The sequence below is a fragment of the Pseudomonas sp. ACM7 genome, from assembly GCF_004136015.1.
Lineage (GTDB): Bacteria > Pseudomonadota > Gammaproteobacteria > Pseudomonadales > Pseudomonadaceae > Aquipseudomonas > Aquipseudomonas frigoris.
Map to the genome: position 1 here is coordinate 4,720,113 of NZ_CP024866.1, position 13,178 is coordinate 4,733,290.

Here is a 13,178-nt window from a genome sequence, read left to right on the forward strand (position 1 = left end):
AAGCCCGCTCCCACAGGTAATGCGCAAATATTGAAATGGCGCTAACCCTGTGGGAGCGGGCTTGCTCGCGAAGGGATCCTTACAGCTTCAGCTGCCCGATAGCCTTGCTCAACTCCCCGGCCAACGCCGCCAGCTCATTGCTGGTGGTCGCCGACTCCACGGTCTGCTGCACGGTGTTCTCGGTCACATCCCGAATGCTCACCACCGCCCGATTCATCTCTTCCGCCACGTGGCTCTGCTGCTCGGCCGCCACCGCGATCTGCGTGTTGCTTTCACGCATCTGTGCCACGGCGCTGGTGATTTCTGCCAACGCTACGCCGGCCTCCTGAGCCTGCTGCACGCAATCGTCGGCCTTGAACGAGCTTTCCTGCATGAAATCCACCGCGTCCCGAGTCCCTGCCTGCAACGCGGAAACCATGATCGTGATCTCGTCAGTGGAGGTCTGGACACGTTTGGCCAGGTTGCGCACTTCATCGGCAACCACCGCAAAACCGCGACCCATTTCACCGGCACGGGCCGCTTCAATCGCTGCGTTCAGCGCCAGCAGATTGGTCTGCTCGGCGATGCTGTGAATCACACTGACCACGCCGTTGATTTTCTGACTGTCCTCGGCCAGACGTTGAATCATCTCGGCAGTTTGCTGCACCCCGCTGGACAGGCCGGCAATCGAATTCTGCACCCGACTGACCACTTCCTGCCCGCTGCCGGCCAGGGTGTCGGCGGTTTGCGAGAGATCGCGGGTGGCGCCGGCGTGCTGGGCAATGTGATAGACCGTGGCGGTCATTTCGTTGATCGCCGTGGCGGCCTGATCGGTTTCGCTTTGCTGGCCGAGCATGCCGTGACGCACCTCGTTCATGCTCGACGCCAACCGTGCCGCGCCGACATCCAGTTGCCGGGCGGTGCTGGCGACGGTGTTGACCACGCGCTGGTAACCGGCCTGCATAGCGTTGAAGGCATTGGCCATCTGCCCGACTTCGTCAGTGCAGGCCAGCGGCACACGGGCCGACAGGTCACCGGTTTTCTCGACGTGAAGCATCACGTCTTTCAGCGTATTGAGCTGGCTGAGCAGGAAGCGGATCAACAATTGCGAAGCGCCGAGCATCGCCAGCATCAGGATTGCCACCGCCACGGCATAGTTGGGAAAACGCTCGCCAAATACCTGGGTCAGGCTCGGGCCATGGGCAATCACCGCGACCTGATTGCCATCCGTGCGCGTAAACACTTCAGCGCCCATCAACGGGTTGTTGCCGAACAGCGGCATGGCATTGATTTCGACCCAGCCATTGGTATCGGCCAGTTCCAGTACCGGCTGCCCGTTCAGCAACGGTGCCTGCCCGCGACTGAAAGTCAGCACGTTATCGGCGTTGGGGAGCGGCTGCCCGGCGGGCCAGGCGCTGAGCAGTCGCGCCTGGGCTTGTGCCGATGCCTGATAAGCAAGGCTGCGGGCCTGTTGTTCGAGCTGTACGGCGTACAACACCAGCAGCAAGGTCGTGACGAAGGCGACGGCGTTGACCGCCCAGAATTTGTATTTCAGCGAGATATTGCTAAGCCAGGCACCCATGGAGGTCTTCTCTGATAGCGGAAACAGTTTCGGCAAGGTGCCAGTATTGTGCCGCTACTCAGGGGGCTGGATCTTGATGTGGGTCAACGTTCCCGGCATGCTCGCGCACAGGAATTGCGGGGCGTAATGCGCTATCCTTCGCGCCTTCAAAATTCCCTCGCTACAGGATTCCGCCCCATGAAAGCCGCACTCGTCGAACTCATCAGCAAAATCAGCTCCGGGTGCATGAGCGATGACGAAATCCTGAAAGTCGCTGACGAAGCGGCCCAGGCCTACGCCGATCCCGAGGCTTTTCTGACGGTCAATCCGGATATCAACTACGACGACACGTTCCCGATTCCGCTGGGCGAGTGGGTCGTCGTCGGCAGTCTTCCGGAGACCGTGCTGTTCCAGGCCGACACCTACATGGACCTGTTCGCCCAGATCGTTTCCTCGTTCGGGCCCGGGGTTGATTTCAATATCAAGCCCAAGCAACTGGCCAAGACTGAAGCCCTGACCGCACTCAATCGCATTCAGGTGCAGATGGGCAGCATGAACAAGGAAAACGGTGGTTACACGCTGATGAACTTCAGTCAGTTGCTCGACGACGAACTGCAAGTGGTGCTGGTCTACGGCAACGACGTGCCGCGCGTGCTCGAGTTGTGCGCCAAAGTCGGCATCGCTGCCGCACCCTCGCTGGAAGCCCTCAAAATCGCCGTCCACGTTTAAAAAACGGAACCCTCGCAAGGCCCGGCTATCCTAAGAGTGCAAACCACTCTTAGGGAGCGACACCATGGGTTCCACGTTCAACGGTCTGATTGGCCTGATTATTCTTGCCCTGGATATCTGGGCGATCATCAACGTGCTCAAAAGTGGTGCCGACACAGGGATGAAAATCATCTGGGTGCTGCTGATCCTGCTGCTGCCGGTGCTGGGCCTGATCATCTGGGCCATTGCCGGGCCACGGGGCAACGTCCGAGTCTGACCGGTTTCCCGGAAACAACACCGAACCTGTGGGAGCGGGCTTGCTCGCGAAGGCTGCGTCACATCCAATATATATGTGACTGACATACCGCTTTCGCGAGCAAGTCGGATCGCCGCACCGCCGCTTCCACATTCGACCTGTCATGTTCCGCAACGTAGAATTCTCGCCTTTCCCGGGGCAATCGAGCTGATCGATTGGCCATCATGGTCGGGTAACCGTCCGTTGCCACCCGCATTCATCGGAGCACTTCCCATGAGCAACACCCCGACCAGCGAGTACCTGGAAACCCTCTACGAAGGCTACGGCCAGCGTTTTCGCATGGAAAAACTGCTGCACGAAGTGCGCACCGAACACCAACACCTGGTGATTTTCGAAAACCCGCGCATGGGCCGCGTCATGGCGCTGGACGGCGTGATCCAGACCACTGAAGCCGACGAATTCATCTACCACGAGATGTTGACCCACGTGCCGATCCTGGCGCATGGCACCGCCAAGCGCGTGCTGATCATCGGTGGCGGTGACGGCGGCATGCTGCGTGAAGTGGCCAAGCACCGCAGCATCGAGCACATCACCATGGTCGAGATCGACGGCACCGTGGTCGACATGTGCAAGGAATACCTGCCGAACCACTCCAAGGGTGCGTTCGACGATCCACGCCTGAACCTGGTGATCGACGACGGCATGCGTTTCGTCGCCACCACCACCGAAAAATTCGACGTGATCATTTCCGATTCCACCGACCCGATCGGCCCGGGCGAAGTGCTGTTCTCGGAAAACTTCTACCAGGCCTGCCGTCGCTGCCTGAACGAAGGCGGCATCCTGGTGACCCAGAACGGCACGCCGTTCATGCAAATCGAAGAAGTCAAAACCACCGCCGGGCGCCTGCGCAGCCTGTTCCCGGACTGGCACTTCTATCAGGCGGCCGTGCCGACCTACATCGGTGGCGCCATGACCTTCGCCTGGGGCGCGACCAATACCGCCTATCGCAAATTGTCCCGCGAAACCCTGCAGCAGCGCTTCGCCGGCAGCGGCATCATTACCCGCTACTACAATCCGGAAATCCACATCGGCGCGTTCGCCTTGCCGCAATACGTCCTGCAGGCTGTGAACAAGCCTAGCAACGACTGATATCGAGCAAGCCAGAAAAGGGCCCTCTCAGGTTGTGTGAAAACACACCGCAGATGGCCCTTTTTTCATGCTTCACTTATAGAAGGTCCGGTTGAACGATTGGCCGGGGAAGAATGTCGAGATACATGTAAGCCCATCCATGGGTTTTATCGAGGAGGCACCTGATGCAAAAGTGGAAAGTCACTTTCGTTGATGATCACGGTGAACAAGTTGACGAGGTGTTCGAAAGCGATGAATGCCCGAACAATGAACAAGCCGCGAAGCTCATTCGCGCCCGGTGTCTGCCTGTGGCTGCCGAACTGGACCTCAACGATCTGGAAGGGCGCACCGATGATCCGACTGTCAAAAGTCTGAAGACCCAGTACAGCATTGAAATCCTCAGCATCACGCCAATCTGAACATCTCCTGTCACATTCCTAACCAGGCCTTGGCAGCGGCTCTATCTTGAGGCTACTCTGCAATCGAGATCAGCGAACGGATCGCTAAGGTCTGGTCTTGTCAGCTACATGCTTGCTTCCCACCGGCAACGTTGTTGCCGCATCGCTCGCCCCATTCGGTTGCGAGTGCCGGGAATACGGAAAGTCTATCCATCAGTCTGAGGGGGACGTTTCATGAGCACAGCCTATCAAGAAGACATCAGCACCAGCGTCTTGCGCCGCATGAAAGAAGGCGGCTTCGACTTTTCACGATTCCATCCCATCGAGTTCTACGCCATTTTCCCGGACGAGGAGCGGGCGCGCAGGGCGGCAGGGCATTACTGCGGTGAATCCTTGAATGCACAAATCAGCGTGCGCGACGACGGCGCGTGGTACCTGGAACTGAGCAAAGTGATGTACGCCACTTATGACGGCATCGGCGATTTTGAGCAGGATTTCGAGGCGGTGGTCGAGCCTTTGGGCGGCATCATCGAAGGATGGGGCGTCAAGCAGGAGGTACGAGGGCGACTCGCATAACTTATGAACAGTGACAACACTCAGCAACGGCTGACCTCAGGGTTGGCCGTTTTCGTTTTCACGGTTTGAAAAGTTAAAAGATCGCTGCCTCGTTTCACCTGTAGGAGCTGTCGAGTGAAACGAGGCTGCGATCTCTTGATCGTGTTTTTGATTCATAACGTTTCAAAAACGCAAAAAAAAGCCGCCTGAACAGGCGGCTAAAGGGAAGTTCATCAAGTTTTCCAGCGAATGCGCGGATTATCCGCATCCACTCCCGGGCAGTGAAATCAACTCTGGCTATGCTGGTGAGAGGCGACAACATTGCTTCGCAATGAAGCGGGGGCGATCAGCTGGGGGCATTTACCGCACAGGATTGGTGCGGTGCGTGCAGTGCGATTATCCAACTGATTGATATCAAAGCGTTTATGCCGATGGCACGGGCTTTGCGAAGCCCAGATGTCCGGGTGACAAGGAGTACGGCATGATCCGCACCTATTTTGATGAGATGTACGATGCCGGCGGTCAGGTCCGCCCGCATTATCGGGAGTTTGCCCGTTGGCTGGCCGAAACGCCTGACGAGCTTTTGGCACAACGGCGACGCGAGGCCGATCTGTTATTTCATCGCGCCGGGATTACGTTCACGCTCTATGGTGATGAGCAAGGGACAGAGCGCCTGATTCCCTTCGACACCATCCCCCGCAGCATCCCCGCCAGTGAATGGCGAGTTGTCGAGCGCGGCTGCATTCAGCGGGTCAAGGCGTTGAACATGTTCCTCGCCGACCTCTATCACGAGCAGCGCATAATCAGGGCAGGCATCATTCCGGCCGAGCAGGTGCTGGCCAACGAGCAATACCAGTTGGCGATGCAAGGGCTGGATTTGCACCGCGATATCTATTCCCACATCTCCGGTGTCGATCTGGTGCGCGATGGCGACGGCACGTACTACGTGCTTGAAGACAATCTTCGTACACCGAGCGGCGTCAGCTACATGCTGGAAGACCGCAAGATGATGATGCGGCTGTTCCCCGAGTTGTTCGCGGCCCAGCGCATTGCCCCTATCGACCACTATCCGAACCTGTTGCTCGACACCCTGAAAAGCTCCAGCCCGATTGATAACCCGAGCGTGGTGGTACTGACGCCGGGTCGTTTCAACAGCGCGTTCTTTGAACATGCGTTTCTGGCGCGGGAAATGGGCGTTGAGCTGGTGGAAGGCGCGGACTTGTTCGTGCGGGATGACAAGGTGTTCATGCGCACCACGGACGGGCCGAAAGCCGTCGACGTGATCTACCGTCGCCTCGACGATGCGTTCCTCGATCCGCTGGCGTTCAACCCGGACTCGATGCTTGGCGTTCCAGGGCTGCTGTCGTCATACCGCTCCGGCAATGTCGTGCTGGCAAATGCCATAGGCACCGGGGTCGCGGACGACAAGTCGGTGTATCCATTCGTCACGGACATGATCCGTTTCTACCTGGATGAAGAACCGATTCTGAAGAATGTGCCGACGTGGCAGTGTCGTAATCCCTCCGAACTGTCCCACGTACTGGCCAATCTTCCGGAACTGGTGGTCAAGGAAACCCAGGGCTCCGGCGGTTACGGAATGCTGGTCGGGCCGGCGGCGACGGCGGCGGAAATCGAGTCTTTCCGCGCGCGGATCAAAGCCAAGCCCCATGCGTACATCGCGCAACCGACGTTGTCCCTGTCGACCTGTCCGACCTTTGTCGAAAACGGCATCGCTCCACGCCACATCGACCTGCGTCCGTTTGTATTGTCTGGCCGCGAAACCCGGGTTGTGCCTGGCGGTTTGACCCGTGTTGCCCTGCGCGAAGGCTCTCTGGTGGTGAATTCATCCCAGGGCGGCGGAACCAAGGACACCTGGGTGGTCGAGGATTGAAGGAAGCCTGCCATGTTAAGTAGAACTGCCTCGGATTTGTATTGGATGTCGCGTTACCTGGAGCGGGCGGAAAACCTCGCACGGATGCTCGACATCAGTTATTCGCTGTCGCTGATGCCACAGGATGGCCGTGGTGACGGCCTGCATGAACTCGCCATGCCGTTGCTGATCACCGGCACCCTGGACGATTACCTGGAGCGCCACGGCGAATTGCACGCTGAACGGCTGCTGCATTTCTTCGCTCTGGACGCGGCCAACCCGGCGAGCATCTACAGCTGCCTCGGCGCCGCGCGGGCCAGTGCCCATGCGGTGCGTGGGCGAATCACCGCCGACATGTGGGAAAACATCAATGCCACCTGGCTGGAAATTCGCGGGATAGCTGATCAAGGCTTGAGTCGCTACGGCATGAGCCGTTTCTGCGAGTGGATCAAGGAACGTTCCCACCTGTTCCGGGGCGCGTCCTACGGCACGATCATGCGTAACGATGCGTTCCGCTTTATTCGTCTGGGGACGTTTATCGAAAGGGCGGACAACACGTTGCGCCTGCTCGACGCCCGTTACGAAATGGCTGGCGATCAGGCAGAGGCGGTCAGCGATGGCACCGCTCACGCGTATTACCAGTGGAGTGCTTTGCTGCGGGCGTTGTCCTCGTTCGAGGCCTACACCGAGATCTACCGCGATGCGCCCGGCGCCCGGCATGTGGCCGAGTTGCTGTTGCTGCGTGCTGACGTGCCGCGTTCATTGCGAGCCTGCACAGAAGAAATCGACCAGATCCTTGCCCAATTGCCGGGGGCCAATGGCCGTCCCGCGCAACGCCTGGCAGCGGAAATGGACGCACGCCTGCGCTACACCGGCATCACCGAAATTCTCGACGAAGGCCTGCACGCCTGGCTGACCGAGTTCATCCCGCTGGTGCGCCAGTTGGGTAACGCCATACACAGTTCCTACCTGGAGGCTGCATGAGACTTTCCATTAGCCACGAGACCACCTATCACTACGAAGATCAGGTGCGGGCGAGCATCCAGTACCTGCGACTGACACCCCACGACAGCGAGCGCCAGCATGTGCTCAGCTGGCAGCTCGACCTGCCGCGCCCGGTGCGCGCGCAACTCGATCCGTTCGGCAACATCCTGCACGTGCTGACCCTGGACGAGCCCCACGAGGCGATCATCATCGGCGCTCGTGGGCAGGTGGACATCGATGAATTGCGTGAGGCGGAGCATGAAAGCCAGTCGGCGCTGCCGTTCCTGCGTTTCACGCGCCTGACCGAAGCCGATGAAGCCCTGCGTGCGTTCGCCGAGAAGGAGTGCAAGCAACGCCGGGATCGCACGACGTTGATCGACTTGATGCATGGCCTGAACCAGCACATGACCTACACGCCGGGCTCCACCGAAGTGGACACCAGCGCCGCCCAGGCCTTCGCCGGGCGTTCCGGCGTCTGCCAGGACCACACCCACGCGTTTCTCGCCTGCGCTCGCAGCCTGGGCATTCCGTCGCGTTATGTGTCGGGCTATTTGTACAGCGAGAACAGCGAACACCTGGCCAGTCACGCCTGGGCGGAAGCATGGCTCGATGACGCCTGGTACAGCTTTGACGTGACCAATGAATTGGCGCGGCCTGAGCGTCATCTGAAACTGGCGGTGGGCCTGGATTACCTGGATGCCTGCCCGGTACGTGGCATGCGGCGTGGCGGTGGTTGCGAGCAGATGCATGCGAAAGTGTTTGTTTCGCCAACACCATTACCGGTTATTTCTGTGCAACAGCAATAATCGGGGATACCGCTTCGCGAGCAAGCCCGCACACATTGGATCTTTATTGATCACAGAATTTGCGTTTGGCGCAGATCAAATGTGGGAGCGGGCTTGCTCGCGAAGAGGCCAGTCCAGGCAACAAAAGGCTAGGGCTTAACTTTTCGCCCAGCCATATGCTTCAAATACCCCACCAACCTCTCCAGATCCCCGTCCGGCAGCACCGTCGCCGAAAACCCGGGCATCTTCGCCTGAGGCCACTGGCGCAAGCTCTGCGGATCACGAATGTAGCGCTTGAGGAAATCCGCGCCGAAGTACTCGGTCGGGTTAAACGGAATATTCAGGTCTGGCCCAAACTGCGCATCCCCGGCGCCGTTCAATCGATGACACGCCAGGCAATTCTTCTGAAACAGCGAAAAACCCTTGTTCACCGGATCGTCAGCCTTCAACGCCGGATCGGGCAGCAGGGCAGGGAAGCGCTCGGCCACCGGTGCCAAGCGCTTGATGCTCGCCACTTGAAAGGGCCATTGCTCGGGGCTGATATCGCTCGCCTGAGGATCGGTCCAGACCAGATAGAACGGCCCGGCGCCGGGTTTGCCTTCCGACAGCGGTGGCCACGGCTTGGCGGGTTCTTCAATCGCCAACCATGCACGCGCACCCTGGGTATTGAGCAACGGCGCGGCTGACAGTTCTGCCGCAAAACCATCCAGGGCTACCGCCTGTAAATGGTTTTCAGGCTTGATGCCCGTCAACAACGCAGCCAACGGAACAGCGCGATAGCTCATGTCCCGTTTGTAGGAAACGTCGTTGCTAATGGTGATGGTCTGAACCTGAGGATGCTTGAGCAATTCCTCGGTTTGCCAGGTGCGACTGCTCGCGCCCAACTCAAGGTTCAGCTGTGCGGCAGACAGAGGCGTGCTGAGCAGCAAGGCCCCGAAAAGAATGAGCGTTTTCAAGTGATCGCCGTCCATGTCGTGGAAGTGCCGTAAAGGTTGGCACACCCACGCTGGCCCGGGTAGCGAGCCAGTCACATTTTTAGAGGGCGATATAAAACCTGGCGCCGTATTTTTTAATGACCGACTAGCCGATCACCTTGGTCAGGTTCGGCAAAATCAACAACAGCGTAGTGGCGAAAAGAATGAGCCCGGCTTGACGTACTTTCGATTGTTTGAACATGGCTTGACCGCCTTTATTGTTATTTCCTGATGCCTGCCTGCATTTCTCCATGACGGCAGAGCGTTGCACTTCCTGTTTGACGAGCGCCTCGGCAAAACCCGACGACAACTTCGTACAAGTTCACCTTAGAGCCCGCGTCACGCTTGGTTTAGATCCATTTCGTATGGACTTCACATAAATTGCTCTTAAAAAGGCATGAGGCCTATTGCCAGCTTCTTGGGCGCCCGTTTGCTAGACAGCTTGGTGTCCTGAATCGGTTAATTCGGTCGTTGCCTACCGTCCGTCTGAGCGTGACCGTCAACGTCTGTGAGCACTGCGGTCATTGAATCCAGGGCTGCTCGGCCTAAGGTGGGAACTCTGAATTTACTCCCCTGCCCAGGTTCGAGAACGTCATGACCCAAGCTTTTATTTTCGACGCGTTACGCACGCCCCGCGGCAAAGGCAAGGCCAATGGCGCCTTGCACAGCGTCAAACCGGTGAACCTGATAGCCGGGCTGCTCACGGCGCTGCAACAGCGCACGTCTCTCGACACCAGTCAGGTCGACGATGTGGTACTTGGCTGCGTGACGCCCATCGGCGACCAGGGTTCCGACATAGCCAAAACCGCGACCCAGGTGGCGGATTGGGACGTCAGCGTGGCGGGTTTGCAGATCAACCGCTTCTGCGCCTCGGGGTTGGAGGCGGTGAACCTCGGCGCGATGAAAGTGCGTTCCGGCTTCGAAGACCTGGTGGTGGTCGGCGGCGTCGAGTCCATGTCCCGCGTGCCGATGGGCAGCGATGGCGGCGCCTGGGCGCAGGACCCGGAAACCAGTTTTCACAGCCATTTCGCCCCTCAAGGCGTGGGCGCTGACCTGATCGCCACGGTGGAAGGCTTCAGCCGTCAAGACATCGATGCCTATGCGCTGCACTCCCAGCAAAAGGCTGCGCGAGCAAGGGCCGACGGTTCGTTCAACAAATCGCTGGTGCCGGTGCAGGACCAGAACGGCATTATCCTGCTCGATCACGATGAATTCATCCGCGCCGGATCAACCATGGAAGGCTTGGGCCAGCTCAAGCCGAGCTTCGAGATGATCGGGCAAATGGGCTTTGATGCCACCGCGCTTCGGGTCTTCAGCCATGTTGAGCGGATCAACCACGTGCACACGGCGGGTAACAGTTCCGGGATCGTCGATGGTGCGGCGCTGATGCTGATCGGCTCCGAAGCCAAGGGCCGGGCGCTGGGTTTGCAACCGCGGGCGCGGATCGTCGCCACGGCAGTCACCAGTACCGACCCGACTATCATGCTCACCGGCCCCGCGCCGGCCACCCGCAAGGCACTGGCCAAGGCCGGGCTGCGGGTTGAAGACATTGATCTGTTCGAGGTCAACGAAGCCTTCGCCTCGGTGGTGCTGAAATTCATCAAGGACATGGCGATCGACCCGGACAAGGTCAACGTCAACGGCGGCTCCATCGCCATGGGCCACCCGCTGGGTGCCACCGGCTGCGCAATTCTCGGCACGTTGCTCGATGAACTGGAAACCCGGCGCCTGCGCTATGGCCTCGCGACGCTGTGTGTCGGCGGCGGCATGGGCATCGCCACCATCATCGAACGCCTCTGAGCCCCGACCGACTTCAAGGAAGCACTTTCATCATGACTGAAGCCATTCGTTACGAAAAAGGTCAGGACCAGATCGTCGTCCTGACCATCGACATGCCGGGCCAGAGCGCCAACACCATGAACGCGGTTTACCGCGAAGCCATGGCTGCCTGTGTTGCCAGACTGGTTGCCGAAAAAGACACCATCGCCGGCGTGATCATCACCTCGGCCAAGAAAACCTTCTTCGCCGGCGGCGACCTCAATGAACTGATCAAGGTCGGCAAGCTCGAGGCCAAAGCCTTTTACGACATGGTGCTGACACTCAAAGGGCAGCTGCGAACTCTGGAAACCCTCGGCAAACCGGTGGTCGCCGCGATCAACGGCACCGCGTTGGGCGGCGGTTGGGAAATCTGCCTGGCGTGCCATCACCGGGTTGCGCTGGACGACTCTTCGGTGCAACTCGGCTTGCCGGAAGTGACCCTCGGCCTGCTGCCAGGCGGCGGCGGGGTGGTGCGCATGGTGCGGATGCTCGGTATTGAAAAAGCCTTGCCCTATCTGCTCGAAGGCAAAAAATTCCGGCCGCAGCAGGCGTTGCGGGCAGGTTTGATTGATGAGTTGGCGGCGGATCGTGATGAACTGCTGGCCAAGGCGCGCGCCTGGATTATCGCCCATCCTTCAGCTGTGCAGCGCTGGGACGTGAAGGGTTACCAAATTCCCGGTGGTACGCCGTCGAACCCGAAAGTCGCGCAAATGCTGGCCATCGCGCCGTCTATCCTGCGCAGCAAAACCCAGGGCTGCCTGCCCGCGCCAGAGAAAATCCTCTGCGCCGCGGTGGAAGGTGCTCAGGTGGATTTTGACACCGCGCACTTGATCGAAACCCGCTACTTCACCGAATTGACCACCGGCCAGGTGTCGAAAAACCTGATTGGTACGTTCTGGTTCCAGCTCAACGAAATCAATGCCGGCAGCTCGCGGCCTCAGGGCTTTTCGCCCTACGTGACTCGTCGGGTGGGTGTACTGGGCGCAGGCATGATGGGCGCCGGAATCGCCTTTGTCAGCGCGTCGGCCGGCATCGACGTGGTGCTCAAGGACATCAATCTTGCGGCCGCGCAGAAGGGCAAGGCTCATTCGGCGGTGCTGCTGGACAAGAAGGTTGCGCGTGGCCAATTGAGTGTCGATCAGCGCGATGCAACGCTGGCGCGAATTCACCCCACTGAAAGCGACGCCGATCTGGCCGGTTGTGATCTGATCATTGAAGCGGTGTTTGAAGATCGCGATTTGAAAGCCAACGTTTCTTCGGCGGCGCAAAAAGTCGTTGGGCCAGATGCAGTGATTGCTTCCAACACGTCGACCTTGCCAATCAGCGGCCTCGCGACCGCCGTGCCGGATCAGAGCAAGTTCCTCGGTCTGCATTTCTTCAGCCCCGTGGAGAAAATGCCCTTGGTGGAAATCATCAAAGGCGCCCACACCAGCGACGAAACTCTGGCTCGCGGGTTCGATTTCGTCCTGCAAATCAAGAAAACCCCGATTGTGGTCAACGACAGTCGCGGTTTCTTCACTTCGCGGGTGTTCGGCACATTCACCAACGAAGGCATTGCCATGCTGGGCGAAGGCGTGAGCGCGCCGATGATCGAGACCGAAGCGCGCAAGGCCGGCATGCCGATCGGACCTCTGGCGATCTCCGACGAAGTTTCCCTCAGCCTGATGAGCCATATCCGCCAGCAGACCGCCAAAGACCTGCAAGCAGAAGGGAAACCGCTGATTGAGCACCCGGCGTTCGCCGTGATTGACTTGTTGCTCAACGAATACAAGCGTCCGGGTAAGGCTGGAGGGGGTGGTTTCTACGATTATCCGGCCCGTGGGCAGAAGCATCTGTGGCCAGAGCTGAAAAGCCGTTTCGAGAAGGCTGACGGGCAGATTTCGCCGAAGGACGTGCGTGATCGACTGTTGTTCGTGCAAGCCATCGAAACGGTGCGCTGTGTGGAGGAGGGGGTGTTGACCTCGACGGCGGACGCCAACGTCGGCTCGATCTTCGGCATCGGCTTCGCCGCCTGGACCGGTGGCGCGCTGCAATTCATCAATCAGTACGGCGTGAAAGATTTCGTCGCCCGCGCCCAGTACCTGGCGGAGCAGTATGGCGAGCGATTCGCACCTCCTGCGCTATTGCTGGAGAAAGCGGCTAAAGGGGAGGCGTTCTAGGGG

Annotated in this window: 12 protein-coding genes; 10 read left to right on the top strand and 2 right to left on the bottom strand. The window is 59.2% G+C overall.

Translation table 11 applies throughout. The features are described from left to right. Nucleotides 1-79 precede the first annotated feature (79 nt). A complete protein-coding gene (locus tag CUN63_RS22365) occupies nt 80-1,561 on the bottom strand; it encodes a methyl-accepting chemotaxis protein (protein WP_129442532.1) in 1,482 nt (493 codons plus the stop codon). 177 nt (nt 1,562-1,738) lie between these two features. Between CUN63_RS22365 and CUN63_RS22370 the strand changes: the two genes are divergently transcribed. From CUN63_RS22370 to CUN63_RS22405, 8 genes are all read left to right on the top strand, one after another. Then, nucleotides 1,739-2,269, top strand: coding sequence for a hypothetical protein (locus CUN63_RS22370; RefSeq protein WP_129442535.1), 531 nt, complete (start codon nt 1,739-1,741; stop codon nt 2,267-2,269). 64 nt (nt 2,270-2,333) lie between these two features. Beyond that, nucleotides 2,334-2,525 (top strand): PLDc N-terminal domain-containing protein, encoded by a 192-nt coding sequence (locus CUN63_RS22375; RefSeq protein ID WP_059404672.1) that lies wholly within the window; start codon nt 2,334-2,336, stop codon nt 2,523-2,525. Nucleotides 2,526-2,777: 252 nt separating this feature from the next. Beyond that, on the top strand, nt 2,778-3,653 hold the full coding sequence (gene speE, locus CUN63_RS22380) for a polyamine aminopropyltransferase (RefSeq protein ID WP_129442537.1): 876 nt from the start codon (nt 2,778-2,780) through the stop codon (nt 3,651-3,653). Nucleotides 3,654-3,817: 164 nt separating this feature from the next. Then, the gene (locus tag CUN63_RS22385) at nt 3,818-4,051 is read left to right on the top strand and encodes a hypothetical protein (RefSeq protein ID WP_129442539.1); all 234 of its coding nucleotides are present in this window, start codon (nt 3,818-3,820) and stop codon (nt 4,049-4,051) included. Nucleotides 4,052-4,264: 213 nt separating this feature from the next. Continuing rightward, nucleotides 4,265-4,606, top strand: a complete 342-nt coding sequence (locus tag CUN63_RS22390) for a ribonuclease E inhibitor RraB (protein ID WP_008148805.1) — start codon at nt 4,265-4,267, stop codon at nt 4,604-4,606. A 460-nt stretch (nt 4,607-5,066) separates the two neighbouring features. Beyond that, a complete protein-coding gene (locus CUN63_RS22395; protein ID WP_129442542.1) occupies nt 5,067-6,476 on the top strand; it encodes a circularly permuted type 2 ATP-grasp protein in 1,410 nt (469 codons plus the stop codon). Between the two features lie 12 nt (nt 6,477-6,488). After that, complete coding sequence (locus CUN63_RS22400; protein ID WP_008148807.1) at nt 6,489-7,439, top strand: alpha-E domain-containing protein; 951 nt, start codon at nt 6,489-6,491, stop codon at nt 7,437-7,439. Further along, nucleotides 7,436-8,245 carry a transglutaminase family protein gene (locus tag CUN63_RS22405; RefSeq protein ID WP_129442545.1) on the top strand — a complete coding sequence of 270 codons (810 nt, stop codon included), beginning with the start codon at nt 7,436-7,438 and terminating at the stop codon, nt 8,243-8,245. Before CUN63_RS22400 ends, CUN63_RS22405 begins: the two co-directional genes overlap by 4 nt. A 128-nt stretch (nt 8,246-8,373) precedes the next feature. Here the strand turns inward: CUN63_RS22405 and CUN63_RS22410 are convergent, their stop codons facing one another. Beyond that, nucleotides 8,374-9,195, bottom strand: coding sequence for a cytochrome c (locus CUN63_RS22410; RefSeq protein ID WP_129445137.1), 822 nt, complete (start codon nt 9,193-9,195; stop codon nt 8,374-8,376). Between the two features lie 597 nt (nt 9,196-9,792). Between CUN63_RS22410 and CUN63_RS22415 the strand changes: the two genes are divergently transcribed. Further along, nucleotides 9,793-10,998, top strand: coding sequence for an acetyl-CoA C-acetyltransferase (locus tag CUN63_RS22415; protein WP_129442548.1), 1,206 nt, complete (start codon nt 9,793-9,795; stop codon nt 10,996-10,998). A 32-nt stretch (nt 10,999-11,030) separates the two neighbouring features. Continuing rightward, a complete protein-coding gene (locus CUN63_RS22420; protein WP_129442551.1) occupies nt 11,031-13,175 on the top strand; it encodes a 3-hydroxyacyl-CoA dehydrogenase NAD-binding domain-containing protein in 2,145 nt (714 codons plus the stop codon). The last annotated feature ends 3 nt before the right edge of the window (nt 13,176-13,178 follow it).

Bases quoted from the DNA above. Each gene is read 5' to 3' on its own strand.
- CUN63_RS22395 (WP_129442542.1), top strand. From the start codon at position 5,067: ATGATCCGCACCTATTTTGATGAGATGTACGATGCCGGCGGTCAGGTC.
- CUN63_RS22365 (WP_129442532.1), bottom strand. From the start codon at position 1,561: ATGGGTGCCTGGCTTAGCAATATCTCGCTGAAATACAAATTCTGGGCG.
- speE (WP_129442537.1), top strand. From the start codon at position 2,778: ATGAGCAACACCCCGACCAGCGAGTACCTGGAAACCCTCTACGAAGGC.
- CUN63_RS22375 (WP_059404672.1), top strand. From the start codon at position 2,334: ATGGGTTCCACGTTCAACGGTCTGATTGGCCTGATTATTCTTGCCCTG.
- CUN63_RS22420 (WP_129442551.1), top strand. From the start codon at position 11,031: ATGACTGAAGCCATTCGTTACGAAAAAGGTCAGGACCAGATCGTCGTC.
- CUN63_RS22400 (WP_008148807.1), top strand. From the start codon at position 6,489: ATGTTAAGTAGAACTGCCTCGGATTTGTATTGGATGTCGCGTTACCTG.
- CUN63_RS22405 (WP_129442545.1), top strand. From the start codon at position 7,436: ATGAGACTTTCCATTAGCCACGAGACCACCTATCACTACGAAGATCAG.
- CUN63_RS22410 (WP_129445137.1), bottom strand. From the start codon at position 9,195: ATGGACGGCGATCACTTGAAAACGCTCATTCTTTTCGGGGCCTTGCTG.
- CUN63_RS22415 (WP_129442548.1), top strand. From the start codon at position 9,793: ATGACCCAAGCTTTTATTTTCGACGCGTTACGCACGCCCCGCGGCAAA.
- CUN63_RS22370 (WP_129442535.1), top strand. From the start codon at position 1,739: ATGAAAGCCGCACTCGTCGAACTCATCAGCAAAATCAGCTCCGGGTGC.
- CUN63_RS22390 (WP_008148805.1), top strand. From the start codon at position 4,265: ATGAGCACAGCCTATCAAGAAGACATCAGCACCAGCGTCTTGCGCCGC.
- CUN63_RS22385 (WP_129442539.1), top strand. From the start codon at position 3,818: ATGCAAAAGTGGAAAGTCACTTTCGTTGATGATCACGGTGAACAAGTT.